The organism is Citrobacter sp. CK191 (assembly GCF_030333435.1).
GTDB lineage: Bacteria > Pseudomonadota > Gammaproteobacteria > Enterobacterales > Enterobacteriaceae > Citrobacter_B > Citrobacter_B koseri.
Map to the genome: position 1 here is coordinate 56,496 of NZ_JAOWFX010000033.1, position 23,609 is coordinate 80,104.

General features: G+C 53.0%; 23 protein-coding genes and 1 tRNA gene. 11 read left to right on the plus strand and 13 right to left on the minus strand.

Annotated elements, in window-relative coordinates:
- Positions 1-9 precede the first annotated feature (9 nt).
- From OGV82_RS17520 to rmf, 5 genes are all read left to right on the plus strand, one after another.
- Positions 10-1,917: an ABC transporter ATP-binding protein gene (locus tag OGV82_RS17520; RefSeq protein ID WP_024130472.1), complete on the plus strand. Its 1,908-nt coding sequence runs from the start codon at positions 10-12 to the stop codon at positions 1,915-1,917.
- A gap of 14 nt (positions 1,918-1,931) precedes the next feature.
- Complete coding sequence (gene pqiA / locus OGV82_RS17525; RefSeq protein ID WP_047457723.1) at positions 1,932-3,185, plus strand: membrane integrity-associated transporter subunit PqiA; 1,254 nt, start codon at positions 1,932-1,934, stop codon at positions 3,183-3,185.
- Between the two features lie 4 nt (positions 3,186-3,189).
- Entirely contained in the window at positions 3,190-4,830 is a 1,641-nt protein-coding gene (pqiB, locus tag OGV82_RS17530) for an intermembrane transport protein PqiB (protein WP_047457720.1), read from the plus strand.
- Positions 4,827-5,390 (plus strand): membrane integrity-associated transporter subunit PqiC, encoded by a 564-nt coding sequence (gene pqiC / locus OGV82_RS17535; RefSeq protein WP_012132972.1) that lies wholly within the window; start codon positions 4,827-4,829, stop codon positions 5,388-5,390. Before pqiB ends, pqiC begins: the two co-directional genes overlap by 4 nt.
- Before the next feature lie 256 nt (positions 5,391-5,646).
- Positions 5,647-5,814 (plus strand): ribosome modulation factor, encoded by a 168-nt coding sequence (rmf, locus tag OGV82_RS17540; RefSeq protein WP_012905338.1) that lies wholly within the window; start codon positions 5,647-5,649, stop codon positions 5,812-5,814.
- A 142-nt stretch (positions 5,815-5,956) separates the two neighbouring features.
- Here rmf and fabA read toward each other — a convergent pair whose 3' ends face one another.
- Together fabA and OGV82_RS17550 are read right to left on the minus strand one after the other, a co-directional pair.
- Positions 5,957-6,475, minus strand: a complete 519-nt coding sequence (gene fabA / locus OGV82_RS17545) for a bifunctional 3-hydroxydecanoyl-ACP dehydratase/trans-2-decenoyl-ACP isomerase (RefSeq protein WP_012132970.1) — start codon at positions 6,473-6,475, stop codon at positions 5,957-5,959.
- Between the two features lie 68 nt (positions 6,476-6,543).
- Positions 6,544-8,304, minus strand: a complete 1,761-nt coding sequence (locus OGV82_RS17550) for an AAA family ATPase (protein WP_101744357.1) — start codon at positions 8,302-8,304, stop codon at positions 6,544-6,546.
- Positions 8,305-8,489: 185 nt separating this feature from the next.
- On the opposite strand from OGV82_RS17550, the gene matP reads away from it, so the two are divergent.
- Complete coding sequence (gene matP, locus OGV82_RS17555) at positions 8,490-8,942, plus strand: macrodomain Ter protein MatP (RefSeq protein WP_012132968.1); 453 nt, start codon at positions 8,490-8,492, stop codon at positions 8,940-8,942.
- 74 nt (positions 8,943-9,016) lie between these two features.
- On the opposite strand, the gene ompA is transcribed toward matP, so the two are convergent.
- Positions 9,017-10,063 carry a porin OmpA gene (ompA, locus tag OGV82_RS17560; RefSeq protein WP_047463714.1) on the minus strand — a complete coding sequence of 349 codons (1,047 nt, stop codon included), beginning with the start codon at positions 10,061-10,063 and terminating at the stop codon, positions 9,017-9,019.
- Positions 10,064-10,418: 355 nt separating this feature from the next.
- A complete protein-coding gene (gene sulA / locus OGV82_RS17565) occupies positions 10,419-10,928 on the minus strand; it encodes an SOS-induced cell division inhibitor SulA (RefSeq protein WP_012132966.1) in 510 nt (169 codons plus the stop codon).
- A 216-nt stretch (positions 10,929-11,144) separates the two neighbouring features.
- On the opposite strand from sulA, the gene OGV82_RS17570 reads away from it, so the two are divergent.
- The gene (locus OGV82_RS17570; RefSeq protein WP_047457713.1) at positions 11,145-11,768 is read left to right on the plus strand and encodes a TfoX/Sxy family DNA transformation protein; all 624 of its coding nucleotides are present in this window, start codon (positions 11,145-11,147) and stop codon (positions 11,766-11,768) included.
- Here the strand turns inward: OGV82_RS17570 and yccS are convergent.
- Positions 11,737-13,884, minus strand: coding sequence for a YccS family putative transporter (yccS, locus tag OGV82_RS17575; protein WP_047463712.1), 2,148 nt, complete (start codon positions 13,882-13,884; stop codon positions 11,737-11,739). The two genes, OGV82_RS17570 and yccS, sit on opposite strands and share 32 nt — an antisense overlap.
- A gap of 18 nt (positions 13,885-13,902) precedes the next feature.
- Complete coding sequence (locus tag OGV82_RS17580; protein ID WP_012132963.1) at positions 13,903-14,349, minus strand: YccF domain-containing protein; 447 nt, start codon at positions 14,347-14,349, stop codon at positions 13,903-13,905.
- Positions 14,350-14,472: 123 nt separating this feature from the next.
- Between OGV82_RS17580 and helD the strand changes: the two genes are divergently transcribed.
- Positions 14,473-16,527 (plus strand): DNA helicase IV, encoded by a 2,055-nt coding sequence (helD, locus tag OGV82_RS17585; protein WP_101744358.1) that lies wholly within the window; start codon positions 14,473-14,475, stop codon positions 16,525-16,527.
- Positions 16,528-16,558: 31 nt separating this feature from the next.
- On the opposite strand, the gene mgsA is transcribed toward helD, so the two are convergent.
- Positions 16,559-17,017 (minus strand): methylglyoxal synthase, encoded by a 459-nt coding sequence (mgsA, locus tag OGV82_RS17590; RefSeq protein WP_012132960.1) that lies wholly within the window; start codon positions 17,015-17,017, stop codon positions 16,559-16,561.
- Between the two features lie 115 nt (positions 17,018-17,132).
- The gene (locus OGV82_RS17595; RefSeq protein ID WP_012132958.1) at positions 17,133-17,795 is read right to left on the minus strand and encodes a DUF2057 family protein; all 663 of its coding nucleotides are present in this window, start codon (positions 17,793-17,795) and stop codon (positions 17,133-17,135) included.
- 173 nt (positions 17,796-17,968) lie between these two features.
- Between OGV82_RS17595 and OGV82_RS17600 the strand changes: the two genes are divergently transcribed.
- The gene (locus OGV82_RS17600; protein ID WP_049008447.1) at positions 17,969-18,382 is read left to right on the plus strand and encodes a CoA-binding protein; all 414 of its coding nucleotides are present in this window, start codon (positions 17,969-17,971) and stop codon (positions 18,380-18,382) included.
- 60 nt (positions 18,383-18,442) lie between these two features.
- Here the strand turns inward: OGV82_RS17600 and hspQ are convergent, their stop codons facing one another.
- Positions 18,443-18,760 carry a heat shock protein HspQ gene (hspQ, locus tag OGV82_RS17605; protein ID WP_012132956.1) on the minus strand — a complete coding sequence of 106 codons (318 nt, stop codon included), beginning with the start codon at positions 18,758-18,760 and terminating at the stop codon, positions 18,443-18,445.
- Positions 18,761-18,817: 57 nt separating this feature from the next.
- The gene (gene rlmI, locus OGV82_RS17610) at positions 18,818-20,008 is read right to left on the minus strand and encodes a 23S rRNA (cytosine(1962)-C(5))-methyltransferase RlmI (RefSeq protein WP_049008455.1); all 1,191 of its coding nucleotides are present in this window, start codon (positions 20,006-20,008) and stop codon (positions 18,818-18,820) included.
- Positions 20,009-20,102: 94 nt separating this feature from the next.
- Here rlmI and yccX point away from each other — a divergent pair, with 94 nt between their 5' ends.
- Positions 20,103-20,384 (plus strand): acylphosphatase, encoded by a 282-nt coding sequence (gene yccX, locus OGV82_RS17615; RefSeq protein WP_012132954.1) that lies wholly within the window; start codon positions 20,103-20,105, stop codon positions 20,382-20,384.
- On the opposite strand, the gene tusE is transcribed toward yccX, so the two are convergent.
- Both tusE and yccA read right to left on the minus strand, forming a co-directional pair.
- A complete protein-coding gene (tusE, locus tag OGV82_RS17620) occupies positions 20,381-20,710 on the minus strand; it encodes a sulfurtransferase TusE (RefSeq protein WP_012132953.1) in 330 nt (109 codons plus the stop codon). The genes yccX and tusE overlap by 4 nt on opposite strands.
- Positions 20,711-20,800: 90 nt before the next feature.
- Complete coding sequence (gene yccA, locus OGV82_RS17625) at positions 20,801-21,460, minus strand: FtsH protease modulator YccA (protein WP_012132952.1); 660 nt, start codon at positions 21,458-21,460, stop codon at positions 20,801-20,803.
- Between the two features lie 370 nt (positions 21,461-21,830).
- Here yccA and OGV82_RS17630 point away from each other — a divergent pair.
- Positions 21,831-21,918 (plus strand) — tRNA-Ser (locus OGV82_RS17630).
- 135 nt (positions 21,919-22,053) lie between these two features.
- Here OGV82_RS17630 and pgtP read toward each other — a convergent pair.
- Positions 22,054-23,445, minus strand: coding sequence for a phosphoglycerate transporter PgtP (gene pgtP / locus OGV82_RS17635; RefSeq protein ID WP_024130464.1), 1,392 nt, complete (start codon positions 23,443-23,445; stop codon positions 22,054-22,056).
- Between the last annotated feature and the right edge of the window lie 164 nt (positions 23,446-23,609).

A 23,609-nucleotide genomic window follows, 5' to 3' on the forward strand; every position in this document is an offset into this window, starting at 1 on the left:
GAAAAGTAAATGTCATTAATCAGTATGCATGGCGCATGGCTGTCGTTTAGCGACGCGCCGCTTCTCGATAACGCAGAGCTGCATATCGAGGATAACGAACGCGTGTGCCTGGTGGGCCGTAATGGCGCCGGGAAGTCAACGCTGATGAAGATCCTCAACCGCGAACAGGGACTGGATGACGGACGCATCATTTACGAGCAGGATCTGATCGTCGCGCGTCTGCAACAGGATCCGCCGCGTAATGTCGAAGGCAGCGTTTATGATTTTGTTGCGGAAGGGATCGAGGAGCAGGCTGAATACCTGAAACGTTACCACGATATTTCCCGTCTGGTGATGACCGACCCCAGCGATAAAAATCTCAATGAGATGGCGCGAGTGCAGGAACAGCTCGACCACCACAACCTGTGGCAACTGGAAAACCGTATTAATGAAGTGCTGGCGCAGCTTGGGCTCGATCCTAACGCGGCGCTCTCTTCGCTTTCCGGCGGCTGGCTGCGTAAAGCGGCGCTGGGCAGGGCGTTGGTCAGCAACCCTCGCGTATTGTTGCTGGATGAGCCGACCAACCACCTGGATATTGAAACGATCGACTGGCTGGAAACGTTCCTGAAATCTTTCAACGGGACGATTATTTTCATTTCCCACGACCGTTCGTTTATCCGCAATATGGCTACCCGCATCGTCGATCTCGATCGCGGCAAACTGGTTTCTTATCCGGGAGATTACGATCAGTATCTGCTGGAGAAAGAAGAAGCCCTGCGCGTGGAAGAGTTACAGAATGCCGAGTTTGATCGCAAACTGGCGCAGGAAGAAGTCTGGATCCGCCAGGGTATTAAAGCGCGCCGTACCCGCAATGAAGGTCGCGTACGCGCCCTGAAAGCGATGCGCCGCGAGCGCAGCGAACGCCGTGAAGTGATGGGGACGGCGAAGATGCAGGTCGAAGAAGCGGCCCGCTCCGGCAAGATTGTTTTCGAGATGGAAAACGTCAGCTATCAGGTTGACGGCAAGCAGCTGGTAAACGATTTCTCCGCGCAGGTGCAGCGTGCCGACAAGATTGCTTTAATTGGCCCTAACGGCTGCGGGAAAACCACGTTGCTGAAACTGATGCTGGGCCAGCTTCAGGCAGACAGCGGACGTATTCATGTCGGCACGAAGCTGGAAGTGGCTTATTTCGATCAGCATCGCGCGGAACTGGATCCCGATAAAACCGTGATGGATAACCTTGCTGAAGGTAAGCAAGAGGTGCTGGTTAACGGTAAGCCGCGTCATGTGCTGGGCTATCTTCAGGACTTCCTGTTCCATCCTAAGCGCGCCATGACGCCGGTTCGCGCCCTGTCTGGCGGAGAACGTAACCGTCTCTTACTGGCTCGTTTGTTCCTGAAACCCAGCAATTTGCTGATTCTCGATGAACCGACCAACGATCTGGACGTTGAAACGCTGGAACTGCTGGAAGAGTTGATTGACGGCTATCAGGGAACTGTCCTGCTGGTGAGCCATGACCGTCAGTTTGTGGATAACACCGTGACCGAGTGCTGGATCTTCGAAGGCGGCGGTAAGATTGGTCGCTATGTCGGCGGATATCATGATGCGCGTGGTCAGCAGGAACAGCATCTGGCGTTTAAACAACCCGTCGTCAAGAAAACTGAGGAAGTGGTTGCCCCGAAAGCAGAAATTGTAAAGCGCGGCAGTAACAAACTAAGCTATAAACTGCAACGCGAACTGGAACAGCTCCCCCAATTACTGGAAGAGCTGGAGGCCAAACTGGAAGCGTTGCAGGCGCAGGTGGCGGATGCCGCCTTTTTCAGCCAACCGCATGATCATACGCAAAAAGTTCTGGCCGATTTGAGTCACGCAGAGCAGGAACTTGAACAAGCCTTTGAGCGCTGGGAGTATCTTGAAGCCTTGAAGAATGGCGCATAATTAAAGGAGCGCATATGTGCGAACATCATCATGCTGCGAAGCACATTTTATGCTCGCAATGTGACATGCTGGTGGCGTTGCCCCACCTTGAGCATGGGCAGAAAGCGGCATGTCCAAGATGTGGCACAACGCTGACGACCGAGTGGGACGCGCCAAGGCAGCGTCCTACCGCCTATTCGTTAGTGGCGTTGTTTATGCTGCTGCTTTCCAATCTTTTCCCTTTCGTAAATATGAACGTCGCGGGTGTGAGGAGCGAAGTTACGCTGCTTGAAATCCCCGGCGTCATGTTTTCGGAAAATTACGCCAGCCTTGGCACCTTCTTTTTGCTGTTTGTCCAGCTGGTTCCGGCTTTTTGTCTGGTAACGATATTATTGCTTGTGAATCGCGTCGAATTGCCGCTACGTGTGAAAAAGGTTCTGGCGCGCGTGCTGTTCCAGCTAAAAACCTGGGGAATGGCGGAGATCTTCCTCGCAGGCGTGCTGGTCAGTTTTGTTAAGCTGATGGCTTACGGGGATATCGGGGTTGGAAGCAGTTTTATTCCGTGGTGCTTCTTCTGCATCCTGCAATTGCGCGCGTTTCAGTGCGTCGATCGCCGTTGGTTATGGGACGATATTACGCCGATGCCTGTGCTGGCGCAGCCGCTGAAACCTGGCGTTACTGGCATTCGCCAGGGATTGCGTTCCTGTTCCTGCTGTACGGCCATTCTCCCGGAGAATGAATTAGTGTGTCCGCGCTGTCATGCAAAGGGTCATGTGCGACGCAAAAACAGCCTGCAATGGACGCTGGCCCTGTTATTTACGTCGATCATGCTTTATCTGCCTGCGAATATCATGCCGATCATGATCACCGATTTATTGGGATCGAAGATGCCTTCTACGATCCTCGCCGGGGTCGTTTTGCTCTGGAGTGAAGGGTCTTATCCGGTGGCGGCGGTTATTTTTATTGCCAGTATTATGGTGCCAACGCTAAAAATGATTGCGATTGCCTGGCTGTGCTGGGATGCGAAAGGGCATGGCACACGTGACAGTGAAAGAATGCACCTGATTTATGAGGTGGTGGAATTTGTTGGTCGTTGGTCAATGATTGATGTGTTTGTAATTGCCGTACTCTCTGCGCTGGTGCGCATGGGGGGGTTAATGAATATTTATCCAGCGATGGGTGCATTGATGTTTGCTTTAGTCGTCATTATGACAATGTTTTCTGCGATGACCTTTGATCCGCGTCTGTCGTGGGATCGTGAACCTGAACCAGGCCATGAGGAGTCCTGACAGTATGGAATCTAAAAATGGGGAAGCCAAAGTGCAGAAGGTAAAAAACTGGTCTCCCGTGTGGATATTCCCTATCGTCACTGCGCTGATTGGGGCATGGGTGCTGTTTTATCACTACAGCCATCAGGGGCCTGAAGTCACCTTGATCACCACGAATGCCGAAGGTATTGAAGGCGGTAAGACCACCATCAAGAGCCGTAGCGTGGATGTGGGGGTGGTGGAAAGCGCGACGCTGACCGACGATCTTACGCATGTAGAGATCAAAGCCAGACTGCATTCCGGCATGGAAAAACTGCTGCACAAAGATTCGGTCTTTTGGGTGGTGAAACCGCAGGTCGGGCGTGAAGGGATCAGCGGCTTAGGCACGTTGCTGTCCGGGGCTTATATTGAGTTGCAGCCGGGGACGAAAGGTAACAGGCTGGAGGATTACCAGTTGCTGGATTCCCCACCTCTGGCGCCGCCAGATGCGAAAGGTATCCGCGTTATTCTTGACAGCAAAAAAGCCGGGCAGCTCAGTCCGGGCGATCCGGTGCTTTTCCGCGGCTACCGCGTTGGCTCGGTTGAAACCAGCACCTTCGATCCGCAAAAACGCTCCATCAGCTATCAACTCTTCATTAATGCGCCAAACGATCGCCTGGTGACCAGCAACGTCCGTTTCTGGAAGGACAGCGGTATCGCGGTGGATCTGACTTCTGCCGGTATGCGGGTTGAAATGGGATCGCTCAGCACGCTGTTTGGCGGTGGCGTGAGCTTTGACGTGCCGGAAGGGCTTGAACTGGGGCAGCCGGTTGCGGAAAAAACCGCTTTCAGCCTGTATGACGATCAGCGAAGCATTCAGGATTCGCTGTATACCGACCACATCGACTATCTGATGTTCTTCAAAGATTCGATTCGCGGCCTGCAACCGGGCGCACCGCTGGAGTTCCGCGGGATTCGTCTGGGGACGGTCAGCAAAGTGCCTTTCTTTGCGCCGAATATGCGTCAGGTATTTAACACTGATTACCGTATTCCGGTGCTGGTACGCATTGAGCCGGAACGCCTGAAAGCACAATTGGGTGAAGAGACGGATGTCGGCGCGCATCTGGCCGAACTGCTCAAACGTGGCCTGCGCGGTTCACTGAAAACGGGCAATCTGGTGACTGGCGCGTTGTATGTTGATCTGGACTTCTATCCGAAAGAGCCGCCAATTACGGGCATTCATGAGTTCAACGGTTATCAGATCATCCCGACGGTAAGCGGCGGTCTGGCGCAAATCCAGCAGCGTCTGATGGAAGCGCTGGATAAAATTAATAACCTGCCGCTGAACCCGATGATTCAACAGGCGACCAATACGCTGTCGGAAAGCCAGCGGACGATGAAGCATCTGCAAACCACGCTGGATAATATGAACAAGATTACCTCCAGCCAGTCGATGCAGCAGCTCCCGGCGGATATGCAGAACACCTTGCGCGAACTGAACCGCAGCATGCAGGGCTTCCAGCCTGGCTCCGCGGCGTATAACAAGATGGTGGCGGATATGCAGCGTCTTGATCAGGTTCTCCGCGAACTGCAACCGGTATTGAAAACGCTGAACGAAAAGAGCAACGCGCTGGTATTTGAAGCGAAGGACAAGAAAGATCCAGAGCCGAAGAGGGCGAAACAATGAAAAAGTGGCTAGTGGTGATGATGGCGTTCTGGTTAACGTCATGTAGTAGTAGCGGAGAAAACAAGAGCTACTACCAGCTACCCGTCGCGCAAGGGGGCGTACAGAGTACGGCAAGCCAGGGAAACCGCTTATTGTGGGTGGAACAGGTTTCGGTGCCGGACTACCTGGCGGGCAACGGCGTGGTGTATCAAACCAGTGATGTGCAGTACGTGATTGCGAGTAACAATCTTTGGGCCAGCCCGCTGGACCAGCAGTTGCGCAATACGCTGGTGGCGAATCTGAGCGCTCAGCTTCCGGGCTGGGTGGTTGCCTCACAGCCGCTGGGCAGCGTGCAGGACACGCTTAACGTGACGGTGACGGGATTTCATGGCCGTTATGATGGCAAAGTTATCGTAAGCGGGGAGTGGCTACTGAACCATCAGGGGCAGTTGATTAAGCGCCCATTCCACATCGAAACCGCGCAGCAGCAGGACGGGTATGACGAAATGGTCAAGGTGCTGGCAGCCGCCTGGAATCAGGAAGCCGCCGCTATCGCTCAGGCGCTGAAGCAAATACCATAAGTTAAAAATATTGTAAATTTAACCGCTTTCGGCACGTCGCCGGGGGCGGTTTTTTTGTTTTTCTGCCCGGTGAAAATAGCTGTTCTGGCTCACAATTTTTGTACAAATGATTTATTGAGTAGCTCACAAATATGACAATGGCGTGAATTTTGCGCATTGACGGGACAACTTTTTCGCGGTATTCGTTTACTGTGATTGCACATTTCGTAATCACTGTTTTCTTTTCCACCAGACATGAAGATGAGGGAAACGAGGCATGAAGAGACAAAAACGAGATCGCCTGGAACGGGCACATCAACGTGGATATCAGGCCGGCATTGCCGGACGCTCAAAAGAAATGTGTCCCTATCAGACGCTGAATCAGAGGTCGCACTGGCTGGGAGGTTGGCGAGAAGCCATGGCGGACAGGGTAGTAATGGCCTGATTCTGTCTCTTTAGAAAAAAGAAACCTCCGCAGTGCGGAGGTTTCGCCTTTTTACAGGCAGGTCAGATAACGTGGTTATGCTGCCATCCGGCAATAACGCCGCGCTTATGGCAACGCTTATCAGACCTGGAGATGTCCGCGATCAGAACGCTGACGTGTCCTGGAACAGACCTACTTTCAGGTCGTTGGCGGTGTAGATCAGACGGCCATCAACCAGAACTTCGCCATCCGCCAGACCCATGATCAGACGACGGTTAACGATACGTTTGAAGTGAATACGGTAGGTCACTTTCTTCGCGCTTGGCAGAACCTGACCGGTAAATTTCACTTCACCTACGCCCAGCGCACGGCCTTTACCTTCGCCGCCCAGCCAGCCGAGATAGAATCCAACCAACTGCCACATTGCGTCCAGACCCAGGCAGCCCGGCATAACCGGATCGCCGATAAAGTGGCATCCGAAGAACCAGAGATCTGGATTGATATCCAGCTCAGCTTCAACATAACCTTTGTCGAAGTTACCGCCAGTCTCTGTCATTTTGATGACACGGTCCATCATCAGCATGTTTGGTGCCGGCAGTTGTGGGCCTTTAGCGCCAAACAGTTCACCGCGACCAGAGGCAAGAAGGTCTTCTTTTGTATAGGATTCGCGTTTATCTACCATGTTCTCTGTAAGCCTTATTTTATTGAAGCACGCAGGATAGCTAACACGTGTACGCTGAACAAGTCCGATCAGTTCGGTATAAACCAGTTTAGCCAACGTAGCGGCCAGGGAAAACGATGACGTCCTTCCTGTTGTGTAGCCTGGGCAATACGTTCCTGGATGGTCTGCATCAATGTTGTCTGACCTTCGCCATCCCACACCAGATTAAGCAGAAGCGGCAGTGCGTCTGTTACGTCGTCTACTGCCCAGATGCTGAATTTCTCTTCTTCCACGGCCTGCAACAGCGCAGGCTGGAGGCTGAGGTGTCTTACGTTAGCTGCCGGAATAATAACGCCTTGTTTACCCGTCAGTTCACGCTGCTGACAAATTGTGAAAAAGCCTTCAATTTTTTCGTTCAGGCCGCCAACAGGCTGGGCGCGTCCAAATTGATCGACGGAACCGGTAATCGCGATATTTTGATTTACCGGCACATTGGACAGAGCGCTGATCAATGCACACAGTTCTGCCATTGAGGCGCTGTCGCCATCCACTTCACTATAGGACTGTTCAAAGGTCAGCGAGGCGGAGAACGGGATTTGCTGTTCAAGCTGTAGTTCCGACATCAGGAAAGCCTGCATGATCATCATCCCCTTGGCATGAATGTTACCGCCAAGCTCGGCTTTTCGCTCGATGTCCGTGAATTCACCGTCGCCAATATGAACGACGCAGCTGATACGTGAAGGCTCGCCAAACGCGCGCGGATGGCCGGGAAATTCAATGACGGAAAGGGCGTTAATCTGACCAATGCGCTCGCCTTCCGTTTCAATCAGGATCTGCTCTTGCAGGATTTCGTCCTGCATGCGCTCCGCAAGATAGCCTTCACGCCATTCGCGTTGGGCAAGCATCAGGGCGAGCTGTTCGGCGCTGCATGTCCCGTCCTGGCACAACGGCGCAGCTTCTCTGAACTGGCGGGAGATCCATAGCGGACACAGTGGAAGCGTGTCCTGTTCTCCCGTGTAGCGAACGGCTTCGCGTACCAGCACTTGCCAGGCATCAGGCGTTGGCGCTGGCAGATTATTGCGTTTAAGCGTGTGCTGAACCCACTGACACCACTGGGTCATGGTTTCGGCATCCACTATTTGCAGATTATCTTCAAATTCGCTGTAAATCGCCTGTTCAGCCAGTTCCGGCTCCATTTCCTGGAAGTCGGCTAACGATTCGCGTTCGCCGACCAACACGACTTTCAGCTTGAGCGGCATAGACGGCACAGAGACCGGCAACGGACGCGACTCGTCAAACGCGACCCAGTCGAATCGGTTATGGCTGACAATCGCCTTCAGACGCATCCACAGCAACGGCTGCGCCAGAAGGGTGCGTAAGGAGATCACCAGAACGCCGCCGTTAGCCTGATGCACCAGACCCGGTTGCAGCGTAATTTCGCCGTTAAACTGGCGCAGACAGCCAAACAGCTGTTCGGCTTCAACCCAGTCAGCGCTGACAACCTGCGCCGACGTGGCAAAATTGTCTTCTGCTTTTTCTGCTGCGCGATAACGGATGGTATGGCCCGAAATTTCGTAATGGCCCCCGGTCAGCTGACCGGCATCGGCTTGCAACGTTCTGGCCGCATCAGAAAGGAGAGTGAGATACTCGGGCTCTTCCGGCGCTTTCGCCAGCATAAAAGAGGACGACGCCCAGGGCTGGAGAAGTTGTTCCAGCGCAAATTGCAGTCGCGGTTGAATATCGCTGAGTAGGGTGGCGCTTTCGTCAGTAAAGTGTGGCTGTGCAAATATTTCCTGATAACTGTCGGTATCAGGAACCAGATCACGCCATGCAAGTTTCGTAATGGTCAAAGTTGAGGTTTTTTAGTCTGTTGTAAAAAACGCGATTATACCGTAACAGGCAACGCTGCACACGCGGAAAGCGAATGTAAACGTGCGGGATGACGCGTGAGAGTTCACAGGCTGGATATTCTTTTCTTCAGATGCCCAAAAAACTGATATTCTGATAGGAGTTACACGGTAACGTTGAGAGCGCAATGAAATATCAACAACTTGAAAACCTTGAAAGCGGCTGGAAATGGAAGTATCTGGTGAAGAAGCACCGCGAAGGGGAGTTGATTACCCGGTACGTGGAAGCCAGTGCTGCCAAAGAAGCCGTTGATTTGTTGCTAACCCTCGAAAATGAACCGGTTCGGGTAAATGCCTGGATTGAAGAGCATATGAATCCTGCGCTGTTAAACCGTATGAAGCAGACCATACGAGCACGGCGTAAACGACACTTTAATGCCGAGCATCAACATACGCGCAAGAAGTCTATCGATCTGGAGTTTATTGTCTGGCAGCGTCTGGCGGGACTCGCGCAGCGACGTGGCAAAACGCTTTCAGAAACGATTGTGCAGTTGATTGAAGATGCGGAACATAAAGAGAAATACGCCAGCAAGATGTCGACCCTGAAGCAGGATTTGCAGGCATTACTGGGGAAAGAGTAGCGGTTTGTTTCTTCTTTCTTCTGGTTTCAGACGAAAAAAACCCCGCAGTGCGGGGTTTTTTATTAGACGGGAACTTAAGCCTGCGGCTGAGTTACAACGTCTTTAACGCCTTTAACTTCGATCTCAACGCGACGATCCGGGGCCAGGCAGTCGATCAGTGCAGCGCGAGCTTTCACGTTGTCACAGGTGTTGCCAGTAACCGGGTTGGATTCGCCCATACCGCGTGCGGAGATTTTGTCAGCCGGGATACCTTTGGAGATCAGGTAATCAACAACAGACTGAGCACGTTTTTCGGACAGACCCTGGTTGTAAGCGTCGGAACCGATACGGTCAGTGAAGCCCAGAACCACGACGGAACCGTCTTTCGGGTCCAGGTTGCTCAGCTGGCTGTACATCTGATCCAGAGCCTGCTGGCCTTCTGGTTTCAGCGTTGCTTTGTTGAAGTTGAACAGAACGTCAGACTTCAGAGTGAAGTGCTTGGTCTGTACTTCTGGAGCCGGTGCCGGAGCTGGAGCAACCGGAGCTGCTTCTTCCTGCTGGCCGAAACGGTAGGAAACACCAACGCTCAGCAGGCCGTTATCTGGACGACCGCCAACGGTGTTTGCGTCGCCGATGTTGTTAGTCCACTGGTATTCCAGACGGGTAGCGATGTCACGCGTTACAGCGTACTCTACGCCACCAGCGAATACTGGGGAAACACCGGTATCGTGATCTTTGAAGCCAGTGTTGTTCTGAGCGTCTGCGCGCCAAACCATACCACCCAGACGGGTGTAGACATCCAGATCGTCAGTGATCGGATAACCCAGTTTAGCAGTCAGCTGAACGCCCTGAGCTTTGAATGCACCGTTTTGAGTGTTGCCTTTGTATGGCATACGACCTAACCAGTCGTAACCCATTTCAAAACCAACGTACGGGTTTACCTGATAACCACCGAACGCACCGGCACCCAGTTGGCTTTCATGGGTCGGGCCGTTGTTGTCGATCTGGTTGTTGCCAACATCATGGAACTGAGACCAGCCCAGTTTGGCACCAGTGTACCAGGTGTTATCTTTCGGAGCGGCCTGCGCTACGGTAGCGAAACCAGCCAGTGCCACTGCAATCGCGATAGCTGTCTTTTTCATTTTTTGCGCCTCGTTATCATCCAAAATACGCCATGAATATCTCCAACGAGATAACACGGTTAAATCCTTCACCGGGGGATCAGCTCAATAGTTACTCTACCGATATCTGCGGCTTATGCCGAGCACCCCTGGCGATGTAAAGTCTACAACGTAGTTGAAAACTTACAAGTGTGAACTCCGTCAGGCATATGAAAAAAAAAGGCTTGTATACATAATATTTAACATTTCCTGCTGAGAAATCGCTCAGCGAAAATCGCGGAAACCGCTTCTGACAAGCATTCACACACAAAAAGTATTAAGCTTCAGAGCAGATGAAAGAGCAGAAAAAAAATTCCAGGATAAATCCTAATTTCACTCAATGATATAAATTTGAGTGAATTTTTAGCCCGGAATGGTGTCTCGTGGCATGAGCGTGTGCGCTCACAGGACGCATGATAAATCCCATCGCATTTCCCTCATCTGCCGCTTGCGCAAGCCGGGTGTGTTCTTCTTCGCTAAGCTCATCCGCCAGCCAGCCGATAACGACGCTGTAGTTGCCCGTCCGCAATGCGCGAATCATCGACTCCAGCGTATGGCATGGAGAAAGTTGGCTAATCTGCATCACTTTTGTTAAAGGCAGCCCCGCAGATTGAACCCATTCCCGGCTCAGCTTTTGTTGCGGCGTCAGCCAGAGCTGCCAGCGTGATTGCTGACCTAATTGTTGCAGCAGCGGTAAAAGCAGTAATTGCGTCATCATGGGCTGGTCCTCGCGATAGACCACTTCGCTAATAAGCCCGGCGGTGGTGTTCTCTGAAGAGACGCGCGCAATGCTGCCCGCAGTGGAAGAGAACAACGAAGAACGATTTGCATAGCCTGAAGTGTACATAATCAATCCAGCCCTGTGAGTTACTGTATGGATATACAGTAACCCTGCCGCCAATAAAGATCAACCCTATTTTCGGAAACAGACTCGCAATTTTTATCTGTTGTCACCGTAAAAATGAAATTCATCTTGCTCACTGAGAATAAGTTGCCTATTTTCGTCATTAACGGATCTGTTACTGCAAATCATTCTTTTACTTTATGATTTAAAAGGGATTTTATGAAATTACGTTCCTATGACAAGATCTATAAATCACAAGAATATTTAGCCTCTCTGGGCACGGTTCACTATCGTTTGCTGTTTGGTAGCTACAGCCTGACAATCGAGGATACGGTGTTTGCGATGGTGGCTGAGGGAGAGCTATACCTGCGCGCCTGTGAGCAAAGCGTCGCGTACTGCGTGAAGCATTCCCCCGTCTGGTTAACATTTATGAAACGTGGCCGTCCCGTTATGTTGAATTATTACCGGGTGGATGAAAGCTTATGGCGCGATCAACAACAGCTGGTGCTTTTATCGCAGTATTCGCTGGATGCAGCCATAAAAGAAAAACGTACCCGTTTTTCACAACGTCGATTGAAGAATCTGCCAAACGTAACGTTTCATCTGGAGAACCTTCTGCATGAGGCCGGAATTAATGATGAAAACACACTGCGGATACTCGGCGCAAAAATGTGTTGGCTGCGGTTAAGAGAGAGCAATAAGCTGCTGACGGTGAAAATTCTCTATGCGTTAGAAGGGGCGATTGCTGGCGTACATGAAGCGGCGCTCCCGGCAGTACGCCGCCAGGAGCTTGCTGAGTGGGCGCAGTCGCTTACGCCGGAGCACCAGAAGACGACGGCGTGATTTGCCGCTGTAAACGACCGATCTCAGGCAGTAATGCAATGAGCAGGCCGACTTGTTGCACCACCAGGGGTTCTTTACTGTCTGGTTTTGGCTCCAGGTGCTGAATCCGCTCTTTCAGGCTTGCCAGCTCCTGGTGAACGCGCTGTTCATCGGCGGGTTGATGGTGAAGCGCATCATCGACATAACACACTGCATCATCCAGCAGCGCCAGGACATCCGGGTTGGTGAGCTGTTCGCGATGCGCGCCCAGAGCAGAGATATAGCTGGTAAAGGTATGATTGAGGCAGAGTAACCGGAACGCCGCCTCACGAGTTTCGGCAGTGACGTCGGGTTCGCTGGACATATTCGACACCACCGAGGCCAGCTCGGCATCACGGTTGTGGGCGTCACGGCGGGCAATGCGGTAGGCCAGCCGGTTATCCCGCCCCTGATGATACTGCTCAAGGATCGCGTCCAGGTAGCGGCAGTTCGCATCCGTGGCCCGTTGCAGGACGCACGGCAGGTTACGAAAGCGCCAGTCGGGCCATATAAAGCTGACGGCGGCCCACGCGATCGCACAGCCGATCAGCGTATCGATCACGCGCGGCAAGGCAACTTCGAAGCCTTCACCCAGCAGGTTAAAACAGAGTAGCACCAGCAGGGTGATGAACATCGTCGCATGGGCATACTGTACGTTTCGAAAAGCAAAAAACAGGACGCCGGTGATGACCAGCAGTATCAACTGGCCTTCAAGCGAGGGGACAAACCACAAGATTGGTATACCAATGGCGACGCCGACCAGCGTCCCGATGACCCTCAGCGCCAGCCGGTGCCGTGTGGCGTTATAGTTCGGCTGGCAGACGAACAGGCTGGTGAGCAGGATCCAGTAACCGTGAGTCATGCCGGTAATCTGGATCAGCGCGTAACCGACGCAGAGCACCAGCGACATACGCACCGCGTGGCGAAATAGCGCTGAATCGGGAGTGAAGTTACGGCTCAGACGTAGCCAGATATCGCTGAATCCATGAGGGCTGTCGTCGGCAAGCAGGTTTTCTGATTCGCTACGCGGCATTGCCTGCGCCTGCTCGGATTCAATCGTCGCCAGTTGCGCATCAATCGCCCGCAGATTGGACAACAAAAAGCCCAGTGTTTTGAGTAAGTCAGCGGATGCTCCAGCGGCGCGCATACGTTCGAGCGCCGCATCAATATGGGTAAACGCGCGTTCAAAGTGTGGATCATGCTGATAAGGCGTACGCAGTAATATACAGCGTGAGAGCTGCATACAGGCTTGCCCCTGCATCGACATCAGGCGCTGGAAACGGAACATCACGTCGCTGTGGCGGAAATGATCGCGCAACGTCTGATACTGAATATGCGATGAGCTTGCACGCTCGTGAATATCCTGCGCGACAAAATAGTAGTGCAGCGTGCGACGGGTTCCCCGTTGCCCCCGGTCGCCGCGTAAGCGGGTAAGAAGAGAGACTTTCGTCTGATTCAGCGTCGCCATCAGTTGTCCGTTGGCCAGCGCTAAATCATACAGCGGCGCCTGGCTTTCATCCTCGATATCCGGGTCAAACAAGCGCGACTTCAACTCCAGGTAGCGTGCCAGCTGTTCGTAGCTGCGCGCCAGATTATCCTGTAAGGGGCGAATCGGGAAGAGCAGATGCCCGGTCAGCGTCAGCAGGTTGTACCATACGGCGCCAGCAAGGAGCAGAATGGGCTGTTGATACCACTGGTCGTAAAGCGAGGTGCCCAGCATCGTGTAAATAGCGATAAGCAGCGCCCCGAAAGCAATGGTGGCGTAACGCTGCCCTAAACCGCCGAGCAGAATGAATCCGCTGGTAGAGAGCGTTAATCCAATTGCGAACAGCCACGGCCAGGGAAAGAGCAGTTCCACGGAAGCGGAGGCGATAAAAAAACAGATTAATGTGATGATTAAATTGCGCAGACGCCCGGTGAGACGGTCATCCAGATCGGTCAGGGCGGCGGCGACCATACCGAGCGTTAACGGTATGGTGAGTTTGACATCGCCCAGCCACCAGGGCAGGGCCGTTGTGCCGCACAGCGCGATAAAAATGCGAACGTAATACAGCCAGGTGCTGTTCCAGGTATAGCGTTTGAGCAAGGGACTTAACATAAAGGCCATCAGTCCTGATTACTCAAAGCGGCGACGCGCACTGGCTTCACGCGCCGCGCGAGCTGTCTCTACGGAAACCACGCGGCGTCCTACCGGCCAGAGCGCAATGGCGGCGATTTTAAAATTCGCGATGCCGACGGGAATGCCGATGATCGTAATGCATTGCGCAATGCCGGAGGCGATGTGCATCAGGCAGAGCCACCAGCCAAAGACGATCAGCCAGAAAACATTGAGTACCGTACCGCCGGTATTCAACAGCGTGCTTTTCCCTGCCGGGTTCAGCTCGTCGACATGAACGGCCTCATTGCCGTAGGGAAGCAGCGAAAGTTTTGTAATCTCCCAGCATGAGCGGGTTAACGGTAATGTGAAAATGAGCACGATGCTGACGAGTGTGGCCAGCAGCCAGGCCAGAGTGGTGGCAAAACCACCCAATACAAAATTTAAAATATTCAGAACAGTACGCATAAACCCTCGGCTAACTCTGGTTTTCTGTGATTGCAGGCAATTGTAACGTTTTTTTGGGCTGGAGCACGTTTTCTCTGGCGGTTACACTGACAAGAAATACTCTTCGTCTGGATTCGCTGAGTCATGGAACTGAAAGCAACTTCTCTTGGAAAACGTCTGGCGCAACACCCGTACGATCGGGCCGTTATTCTCAATGCCGGTATTAAAGTCTCGGGCGATCGCCACGAGTATCTTATTCCATTCAATCAGTTACTGGCTATTCATTGTAAACGGGGACTGGTGTGGGGGGAGCTTGAGTTTGTCCTCCCGGATGACAAAGTGGTGCGTCTGCACGGTACTGAATGGGCAGAGACGCAGCGTTTTCATCACTACCTGGATGCGCACTGGCAGCGCTGGAGCCAGGAGATGAGCGAGGTGGCGGCCCGGGTTTTACAGGAACAACGGGATCTTATTGCCGAGCGAACCGGAGAAAAACGGTGGTTAACGCGCGAGCAAACGTCAGGATTACAGCAACACATTCGCCGCGCTTTTGCTGCGTTACCGCTGCCGGTTAATCGCCTGGAGGAGTTTGAGAACTGCCGCGATGCCTGGCGTAGCTGTCTGGCATGGTTGAACGATATCGAGGGATGCCGCCAGCAGCATAATCAGGCCTATACCGAGGTGATGCTGACGGAATATGCCGACTTCTTTCAGAACATTGAGTCCTCGCCGCTGAATCCGGCGCAGGCCAGAGCAGTGGTCAATGGTGAACATTCTTTGCTGGTGCTTGCGGGAGCCGGGAGCGGTAAGACGTCTGTGCTGGTCGCGCGCGCAGGCTGGCTGTTAGCCAGGGGAGAAGCGGCGGCTGAGCAAATTCTGCTGCTGGCCTTTGGCCGCAAGGCCGCAGAAGAGATGGACGAACGCATTCGTGAAAGATTGCATACGGACGCGATCGCCGCCCGTACGTTCCACGCCCTGGCGCTGCATATCATTCAGCAGGGGAGTAAGAAAGTCCCGACCATCAGCAAACTGGAAAATGACGCTGCCGCGCGACATAAACTGTTTATCAAAACCTGGCGTCAGCAGTGCAGCGAGAAAAAAGCGCAGGCGAAAGGGTGGCGGCAGTGGCTGGAAGAGGAAATGCAATGGCCGCTGCCTGAGGGCAATTTCTGGGATGATGAAAAGCTACAGCGCCGTCTGGCCTCCCGGCTGGACCGTTGGGTGAGCCTGATGCGAATGCATGGCGGCGCTCAGGCTGAGATGATCGCCAGTGCGCCTGAGGAGATTCGCGATCTGTTCAGTAAGCGCATCAAATTGATGGCGCCGTTGCTGAAAGCGTGGAAAGGCGCGCTGAAAGAGGAAAACGCCGTCGATTTCTCCGGGCTTATCCACCAGGCGATCGTTATCCTGGAAAAGGGGCGTTTTATCAGTCCCTGGAAACATATTCTGGTGGACGAATTTCAGGATATCTCCCCGCAGCGTGCGGCATTGCTGGCGGCGCTGCGCAAACAAAATTCGCATACCACGCTGTTTGCCGTTGGCGATGACTGGCAGGCGATTTACCGTTTCAGCGGGGCGCAGCTCTCTTTAACGACCGCGTTTCATCACACTTTTGGCGAGGGCGATCGCTGTGACCTCGATACAACCTACCGTTTTAACGGGCGCATTGGCGAAATCGCCAATCGTTTTATCCAACAAAATCCGCATCAGCTCAAAAAGCCGCTTAACAGTCTGACGGCGGGCGATAAGAAAGCGGTAACGTTACTGGATGAAAACCAGCTGGATGCCTTGCTGGATAAGCTTTCAGGATATGCGAAAGAGGATGAGCGCATTCTGGTGCTGGCGCGCTACCATCATCTGAAGCCAGCCAGTTTTGAAAAAGCGGCGACCCGCTGGCCTAAGCTGCGACTGGATTTTATGACCATCCATGCCAGTAAGGGCCAGCAGGCTGACTATGTGATTATTGTCGGGTTACAGGAAGGCAGTGATGGTTTCCCGGCGCCTGCGCGCGAGTCGATTATGGAAGAAGCATTACTGCCGCAGGTGGAGGATTTCCCGGATGCGGAAGAGCGGCGACTGCTGTATGTGGCGCTGACGCGCGCCCGGCATCGGGTCTGGTTGTTATTTAACAAAGAGAATCCGTCGCGCTTTGTGGACGATCTTAAGCATCTGGATGTGCCGGTGGCGAGGAAGCCTTAAGAGCAGGCGGCTTGTGCCGCCTGTGGGAGCGTTATTTCAGGCGTTCAGCCAGGTAACGTTGATAATCCGGGATCAGGATATCCACGGCATCGTTAAAATGGGGAGACTGGACAATAAAGTCAGCCGTAGACGCGTTGGTGGCGACCGGAATGTTCCACACCGTAGCCAGACGCAGGAGCGCCTTCACATCTGGATCGTGCGGAACGGCATTGAGCGGGTCCCAGAAGAAAATCAGCACATCAATCTTCCCTTCAGAGATCAGGGCGCCGACCTGCTGATCGCCGCCCATCGGGCCGCTCAGCATTGCGTTAACGTTCATACCCGTGGCGCGTTGAATTAAGTTTCCGGTTGTGCCTGTGGCATAAAGCTCGTGCTTTTCCAGCAGCGGCTGGTGGCGTTCCACCCAGCTCATTAACATCTGTTTGCAGTGGTCGTGCGCCACCAGAGCAATGTGTTTGCGCGCAGGCAAGGTGCGAGTCGTCAGTTCCATAGTTCAATTCCGTAGTTAACCTTGCTACAGAGTACTGGAAGCGCTTGACGCTGCAAGAGAAAGACGAAAAAAATGCGCGCCGACTCGTCATACTCGCCAGCGTCGACATAAAATGTCAGGAGGGCGGTTGTTTTTCCGCCCATTGCAGGAAGTTATTACGCGTTTGCGGATCGGCTTGTTTGAACCAGTATTTGAGTCGCTGCTCCGTGAGTGCCTGAGACTGCGGCGGAACGGCGTCCAGCTCAGAGATCCCGGAAAGCAGCGTGCTGTCATCGGCCATCATCGTGGCGAACTGCGGCAAGGAGGCGCGTTTATCGGCTTTGTTGTAGCGCTCGGTTTCGGTTTCGTAATCAATGATTTTGGCGGTCGAGGTGATTGCCAGAATATCCAGTTTGACCGGAATCGGCATTGCGTCGCCGTCCAGCAGTTCCAGACGCGGCGTGGTGGAAAAATGCGCGGCTTCTCGTTCGGTTTCCAGATGCGGAAGATGAAAATTGACCTGGCTGATGAGTTGCGTGTTAAAGCTGATCACCAGCGGGGGAGAAATGTAGAGTCGTTCCTCGTGGCTGGACAGGCGAATGGTCTTCTCAACGCGAAACACAAGCTGATGCGGGCCATTGTCCAGTTCGATGCTGTCCGCGCCGCGCAGCAATGAACTGGAGACTTTTTTGCCGTCTAACACTAAAAGGTCAATGTCATTTGAAAGACGAAGGGTCGTGGCAAAGGCGGTTACCGGCAAATACAGAACGAATAACATGGTTATAATGCCGGTTTTCATAGGGTTCTCCTGTCCAAAAACCGCCCGGTTAATAATGTATCAAAATTTTTCGCTAATCATGTTTACTAACATATAGACATATTTTTAGCTTTTGCTCTCATACGTCCGTATGGGATGAATGGTTGCAATGTCAGGTTTGTCGTACACTTTGCAAAACAGCCTGGAGAAAGATGATGAAAGAGACCGATATCGCTGGCATTTTGACGTCCACGCGTACCATCGCGCTGGTGGGGGCAAGTGATAAGCCCGAGCGCCCAAGTTACCGTGTGATGAAATATTTACTCGACCAGGGCTACCACGTTATTCCTGTCTCGCCGAAGGTGGCCGGAACCACGTTGTTGGGGCAGAAAGGCTATGCGAAGCTGACGGACATACCGGAAAGGGTCGATATGGTTGATGTCTTCCGTAATTCAGAAGCCGCATGGGGCGTCGCGCAGGAAGCTATCGCCATTGGCGCGAGGACCTTATGGATGCAACTGGGCGTAATTAATGAGCAGGCCGCCGTGCTGGCGCGAAATGCGGGATTGAAAGTCGTGATGGATCGCTGTCCGGCAATAGAGATTCCGCGTTTAGGGCTGGCGAAATAAGGGCTCAGACATAGCGTGTAAGCCCGATAAGCGTCGCGCTATCGGGCATTTTACGTTGAATCAGTTGCGCAGACGCGGCGCTTGCAGCTGTTTGCGAATAGTGCGCGCCAGTTCATCCATCGAGGGTTGCTCGGGATGCTCATCTTGCGTTTCACTGCTTAACTGGGCTTCAGCCAGATAGGTATGTACAGGCTGGCCTTCATCATCTTCCATCACCACATGATACCAGGGAGCGGCGCGAAGTTCGTCGTTAACCGCCAGCTCATCAGGTGACGGTTCATCAAGCGAATATTCCGGGTCGATATCCACGACCACTCCGAGGTAACCTAACAGGGAATGGCGGACCTGCTGGCCGATACCGAATTTGCTGGCAATCATAGTCACCTCCCGGGAAATAGATACTCTCAATATGAGGGTAACATTCCACTTTTCAAGTTACATGACGCGACAGGCAAACCCTTTCAGATACAGCCCTTCCGGGTAGGTAGCGATCACCGGATGATCGGCAGCCTGACGGAACTGCTCTATAAATTGTACATCACGACCGGCATCTATTGCGGCATCTGCAATGATTTTCTGAAATAAATCTGTGGTCATCAGGCCGGAACAGGAGAACGTCAACAGCACGCCGCCCGGATTCAACAACTGGATAGCCAGCATGTTGATATCTTTATAGCCGCGACAGGCCCCCATCAGCTGGCTTTTATTTTCGACGAACTTCGGTGGGTCCATCACGATGACGTCGAATTTCTCTCCACGATCGCGATAGGTGCGCAGCAGTTTGAACACATCGTCACGCACAAACTCGGCTTTGCTCAGATCCAGTTTGTTCAGCTCAACGTTTTGCTTCGCGATATCCAGCGCTTCCTGTGATGTGTCGACGCTCACCACCTGACGGCAACCGCCCATCAGCGCCGACACGGCAAAACCGCCGGTATAGGAGAAGCAGTTCAGTACGCGCTGGTTTTCCACATAGCGACGCGTCGCCAGGCGGCTGTCACGCTGATCGAGGTAATAGCCTGTCTTATGACCCCCCTGAATATCCACCAGCAGCTTCATGCCATGCTCTTCGATGGGCAGCAGGGCAGGCGGCAGTTCGCCGGTGACGGGCCCCTGGGTGAGTTCCATCCCCTCTTTTTTACGCACGGCGACGTCGCTGCGGTCGTAGATCGCACATTCGGGATACTGTGTTTGCAACGCGCTGATCAGCGCGGCGCGTTGATATTCCGCACCTGCGCTCAATAGTTGCAGAACCAGGAAGTTACCGAAGCGGTCGATAGTGATGCCCGGCAAGCCATCGGATTCACCGGCTATCAGACGGTAGCTGTCCAGCCCGTCTTTTTTCGCCAGCCAGTCGCGCCACTGTTGCGCCTGGTGCAGACGACGAGTGAAGAACGCAATGTCGATGGATTCCGCCTGATCGAATGTCCAGACGCGTGCACGAATTTGCGAGGCGGGAGAATAGGCGCCGCGCGCTAACCATTTACCCTGATGGTCAACAATATCGATGGTTTCACCGAGGCTGGCTTTACCTTCCATTCGGGCTACGGCACCGGAAAAGACCCACGGATGGCGACGAAGTAAAGATTTTTCGCGCCCTTTGGCTAACACTAAACGTACACTCATAATTTGCTATTCTGTCGAATCAAAGAAATGGGCGCCATTGTCCTGAGTTTTGCGAGGATTTGCAACGCGCCCCGCGATGATAAGGAGCACAACAATGTCGAAAGTTTGCATAATCGCCTGGGTACACGGTCGGGTTCAGGGCGTTGGTTTTCGCTATACCACGCAGCATGAAGCGCAGCGCCTGGGGCTGACGGGCTATGCGCGCAATCTGGATGATGGAAGCGTGGAGGTGGTGGCCTGTGGCGAAAGTGAACAGGTGGACAAACTGATGAAGTGGCTGAAGGATGGCGGGCCGCGTAGCGCCAGGGTAGACAGGGTTCTGAGTGAGCCACATCGTCCTGGCGAGGAGTTAACAGGTTTCCGTATCCGCTATTAAATACATTTTACCGGTTTAGGCAGGCCAGCAATCTTCGTTGCCTGCTTTGCCGGGCCTTTCGGAAACAGGCGATACAGGTAACGGCTGTTGCCTTTTTCTTCGCCAAACTTATTTGCCATTGCTTTCACCAGCATGCGGATGGCCGGAGACGTATTAAACTCCAGGTAGAAATCACGTACAAAACGCACCACTTCCCAGTGTTCAGGAGAGAGGGTAATACCTTCCTTTTCAGCAATCGCGACTGCCAGAGGTTCGCTCCATTCCGCAGTCTCTTTTAAATAGCCTTCGCTATCCGTACTGATTTCTTTGCCTTCAAAGATCAACATAAATTCTTCACAGCGTTAGTCAAACTGGCGCCAGTTTACCAAAAAACAAAGCCCCGCATAAGCGGGGCCTGGTTAATGCGTTCTTATATCTTAATCGCGGCTGGCGAAGCCCAGAATGCTCAGCAGGCTGACGAAGATATTGTACAGCGAGACATACAGGCTGACCGTTGCGCGAATGTAGTTCGTCTCACCGCCACGGATGATGTTGCTGGTCTCGAACAGGATTGCCCCGGAAGAGATCAGGATAAACACCGCGCTGATGGCCAGATGCAGCGCAGGCAGTTGCAGGAAGATATTCGCAACCATGCCAATCAACACCACAACGATACCCGCCATCAGCATACCGCCCAGGAAGGACATGTCTTTACGCGTTGTCAGGACATAAGCGGAGCAGCAGAAGAAGACCAGTGCCGTACCGCCCAGCGCCATGCCGATAACATCGCCCATACCCGCTGAGAGGTAGGCGTTGAGAATCGGGCCAAGAATGTAGCCCAGGAAGCCGGTAAAGGCGAACGCCGACAGGATACCGGTGGGTTTATTCGCCGTTTTATAGGTCAGGAACATCAGACCGTACATGCCTACCAGCGTCAGAATGAGACCCGGAGACGGCAGCATCAGTACCGTACTGGCGGTGGCGGTGATCGCAGAGAACGCCAGCGTCAGGCTCAGCAGGAAATAGGTATTGCGCAGCACTTTATGGGTGCTGAGTAGCGATGTGCGGTCGCGTGAAGAAGTAATAATACGATCCATGAGTCACTCTCTTATGACAGATGTAGTTAGCGAAAGAGGATAATAAAACCGCTGATAATCACACAGCGGTTTTACCCATCTTTACGCATTTGATCTCTAACAGGTTAAGCATGTTATTTCAGGCGTTGTCGCGAAACCCACCCGACATAAAACGTGACGGGGGAGAAGAGGCGGCAGTAAAGGTTGATGATGAGCGCATAACAAAAGAGGCGCAACGGAACATTTGCCGCCGGGCCTCTTTTTTATGCTGAATAAATGGTCAATTTGTTGTTATTTCAGGCTATTAACAGCTTTTTGCCTGTTTTTCAGGCAAACGAACACATTCGGGCTTTACACGGCGCATTGGGATGTTTATAGTGCGCCTCATTCCGGAAGTGTGGCCGAGCGGTTGAAGGCACCGGTCTTGAAAACCGGCGACCCGAAAGGGTTCCAGAGTTCGAATCTCTGCGCTTCCGCCAGATTAAACAAGGGGTTACCGAAAGGTAGCCCCTTTGTTTTTGTATCAAAGAATATCGTATCCCGCTTCTTTCAGATCATGCCGAACCCCGGATAACAAAAGCTATCCGGGGTTTTCTTTTCCCTGGTGTAGGTGATTATTGTGCGTCGGCCAGTGTTAAAGAGGCGTCTTCCTGCTGAGTGTTCTTACGCTGTTGCTCAAGTTCCAGCGCGCCGCGATGAGAGAGATAGCAGAACAGAATGCAGCAGACGATCCCGCCCATCAGCAGATAGAAACCGCCGTGCCAGCCCATTTTATCCACCATCACGCCAAACAGGCTGGTGCCTAACGAGGCGCCAAAGATGTAGCTCATAAATCCGCGTAAGCCAACGGCTGAACCTACGGCAAAGCTGGGAACAATTTCCATCGTCTGGACGGAGGCCAGAAACTGCGGGACGTAAATCAGGCAGCCAACAATCGCCGCGAAAACCGTCACCATCAGCAGAGATTCACTTTTCCAGTAACCGATCAGGCAGACGAAGATCAGCGCCATACAGATCATGGCTAACGGCATCCGACGCCCTTTGAACAGTTTGTCGGAGAGCCAGCCGGCCAGCAGGGTAGAAGGAATGGCCGCCCATTCAAAAAACAGGAAGGCGACGCTCATCTGTTCCTTGGAAAAATGTTTCACCGTCAGCAGGTAGATAGGCAACCAGCTGATCATGCCGAAGCGCACCATATAGACGAACACGTCCACAAGGGAGACATACCAGGCGTTTTTGTTACGCAGCACGTACGTGCAGAAGATCTGGAATGCGCTCATGTTCTCCGGCGCTTTTACGGCGTGTCTGGTCTTCAGCACCACTTTCTCTTCCGGCATCATCTCTTCCAGCGCAGGCAGGCCCTCCTCACGCGGCGAGCCTTTACCAAGCAGCAGTACAATCAGGGCGAAAACCACCGCCACGCAGGCCGGAACAATGTAGCTGGCGCTCTGCCAGTGTTCACTGCCGAGGATTGCAAACGCGGCACCTACGATCGGGGCGACAATCCCGCCGCCAACGTTATGCGAAATGTTCCAGAACGCCCCCACACGTCCACGCTCCCGACGCGGGAACCAGTTAGCGATAGTGATAAAAGAGGGGCCGACGCCCATCCCCTGAAACAGGCCGTTCAGGACAACCAGCGCAGCGAAGATCCAGAATGCGGTACTGAACCCCAATCCGACGTTTACGATAGCGCACAGCACCAGGCCGCAGGCCATAAAGACTTTCGGGCTGGCTTTATCTGCGAGGCTGCTCATGACGCCTTTGCTGATTCCGTACGCAATGAGCATACAGCTACTGAGCAAACCGATCTGCGTGGCGCTCAGGTCTAACTGTTCTTTCAGGTAAGGCGTGGATAATGTGAAGTTATTGCGCACAATATAGTACGCCAGATAGCCCAGAAATACGCTAAGCAGCGCCTGCATACGGTATCGACCATAAGTTGCCTGAATTTTCTCAGCAGGAACTTTATTCGCCGATGGCCCTGTTTTAAATATTGATAACATGTCGTCACCTGTATTTTATATTGGTATGAACATCAGGAGTATTCGGCATGAAGAGTGAAATAAGCGGCCATGAAACTCAAGTCGATGAAATGTGTCAAAATTGACTCAAAATGATGAATTGAAAGGTTATTTTTGACACGTTTTGAATGAGTGAAATGCGGCGT

Coding starts and splice junctions, on each gene's coding strand:
- mgsA (WP_012132960.1), bottom strand. CDS start 17,017: ATGGAACTGACGACTCGCACCTTGCCTGCGCGCAAACACATTGCTCTG.
- yccS (WP_047463712.1), bottom strand. CDS start 13,884: ATGTTAAGTCCCTTGCTCAAACGCTATACCTGGAACAGCACCTGGCTG.
- hspQ (WP_012132956.1), bottom strand. CDS start 18,760: ATGATTGCCAGCAAATTCGGTATCGGCCAGCAGGTCCGCCATTCCCTG.
- OGV82_RS17595 (WP_012132958.1), bottom strand. CDS start 17,795: ATGAAAACCGGCATTATAACCATGTTATTCGTTCTGTATTTGCCGGTA.
- yccX (WP_012132954.1), top strand. CDS start 20,103: ATGTCGAAAGTTTGCATAATCGCCTGGGTACACGGTCGGGTTCAGGGC.
- sulA (WP_012132966.1), bottom strand. CDS start 10,928: ATGTACACTTCAGGCTATGCAAATCGTTCTTCGTTGTTCTCTTCCACT.
- OGV82_RS17600 (WP_049008447.1), top strand. CDS start 17,969: ATGAAAGAGACCGATATCGCTGGCATTTTGACGTCCACGCGTACCATC.
- yccA (WP_012132952.1), bottom strand. CDS start 21,460: ATGGATCGTATTATTACTTCTTCACGCGACCGCACATCGCTACTCAGC.
- fabA (WP_012132970.1), bottom strand. CDS start 6,475: ATGGTAGATAAACGCGAATCCTATACAAAAGAAGACCTTCTTGCCTCT.
- helD (WP_101744358.1), top strand. CDS start 14,473: ATGGAACTGAAAGCAACTTCTCTTGGAAAACGTCTGGCGCAACACCCG.
- ompA (WP_047463714.1), bottom strand. CDS start 10,063: ATGAAAAAGACAGCTATCGCGATTGCAGTGGCACTGGCTGGTTTCGCT.
- tusE (WP_012132953.1), bottom strand. CDS start 20,710: ATGTTGATCTTTGAAGGCAAAGAAATCAGTACGGATAGCGAAGGCTAT.
- OGV82_RS17520 (WP_024130472.1), top strand. CDS start 10: ATGTCATTAATCAGTATGCATGGCGCATGGCTGTCGTTTAGCGACGCG.
- matP (WP_012132968.1), top strand. CDS start 8,490: ATGAAATATCAACAACTTGAAAACCTTGAAAGCGGCTGGAAATGGAAG.
- pqiC (WP_012132972.1), top strand. CDS start 4,827: ATGAAAAAGTGGCTAGTGGTGATGATGGCGTTCTGGTTAACGTCATGT.
- pgtP (WP_024130464.1), bottom strand. CDS start 23,445: ATGTTATCAATATTTAAAACAGGGCCATCGGCGAATAAAGTTCCTGCT.
- rlmI (WP_049008455.1), bottom strand. CDS start 20,008: ATGAGTGTACGTTTAGTGTTAGCCAAAGGGCGCGAAAAATCTTTACTT.
- OGV82_RS17570 (WP_047457713.1), top strand. CDS start 11,145: ATGAAATTACGTTCCTATGACAAGATCTATAAATCACAAGAATATTTA.
- OGV82_RS17580 (WP_012132963.1), bottom strand. CDS start 14,349: ATGCGTACTGTTCTGAATATTTTAAATTTTGTATTGGGTGGTTTTGCC.
- pqiB (WP_047457720.1), top strand. CDS start 3,190: ATGGAATCTAAAAATGGGGAAGCCAAAGTGCAGAAGGTAAAAAACTGG.
- pqiA (WP_047457723.1), top strand. CDS start 1,932: ATGTGCGAACATCATCATGCTGCGAAGCACATTTTATGCTCGCAATGT.
- rmf (WP_012905338.1), top strand. CDS start 5,647: ATGAAGAGACAAAAACGAGATCGCCTGGAACGGGCACATCAACGTGGA.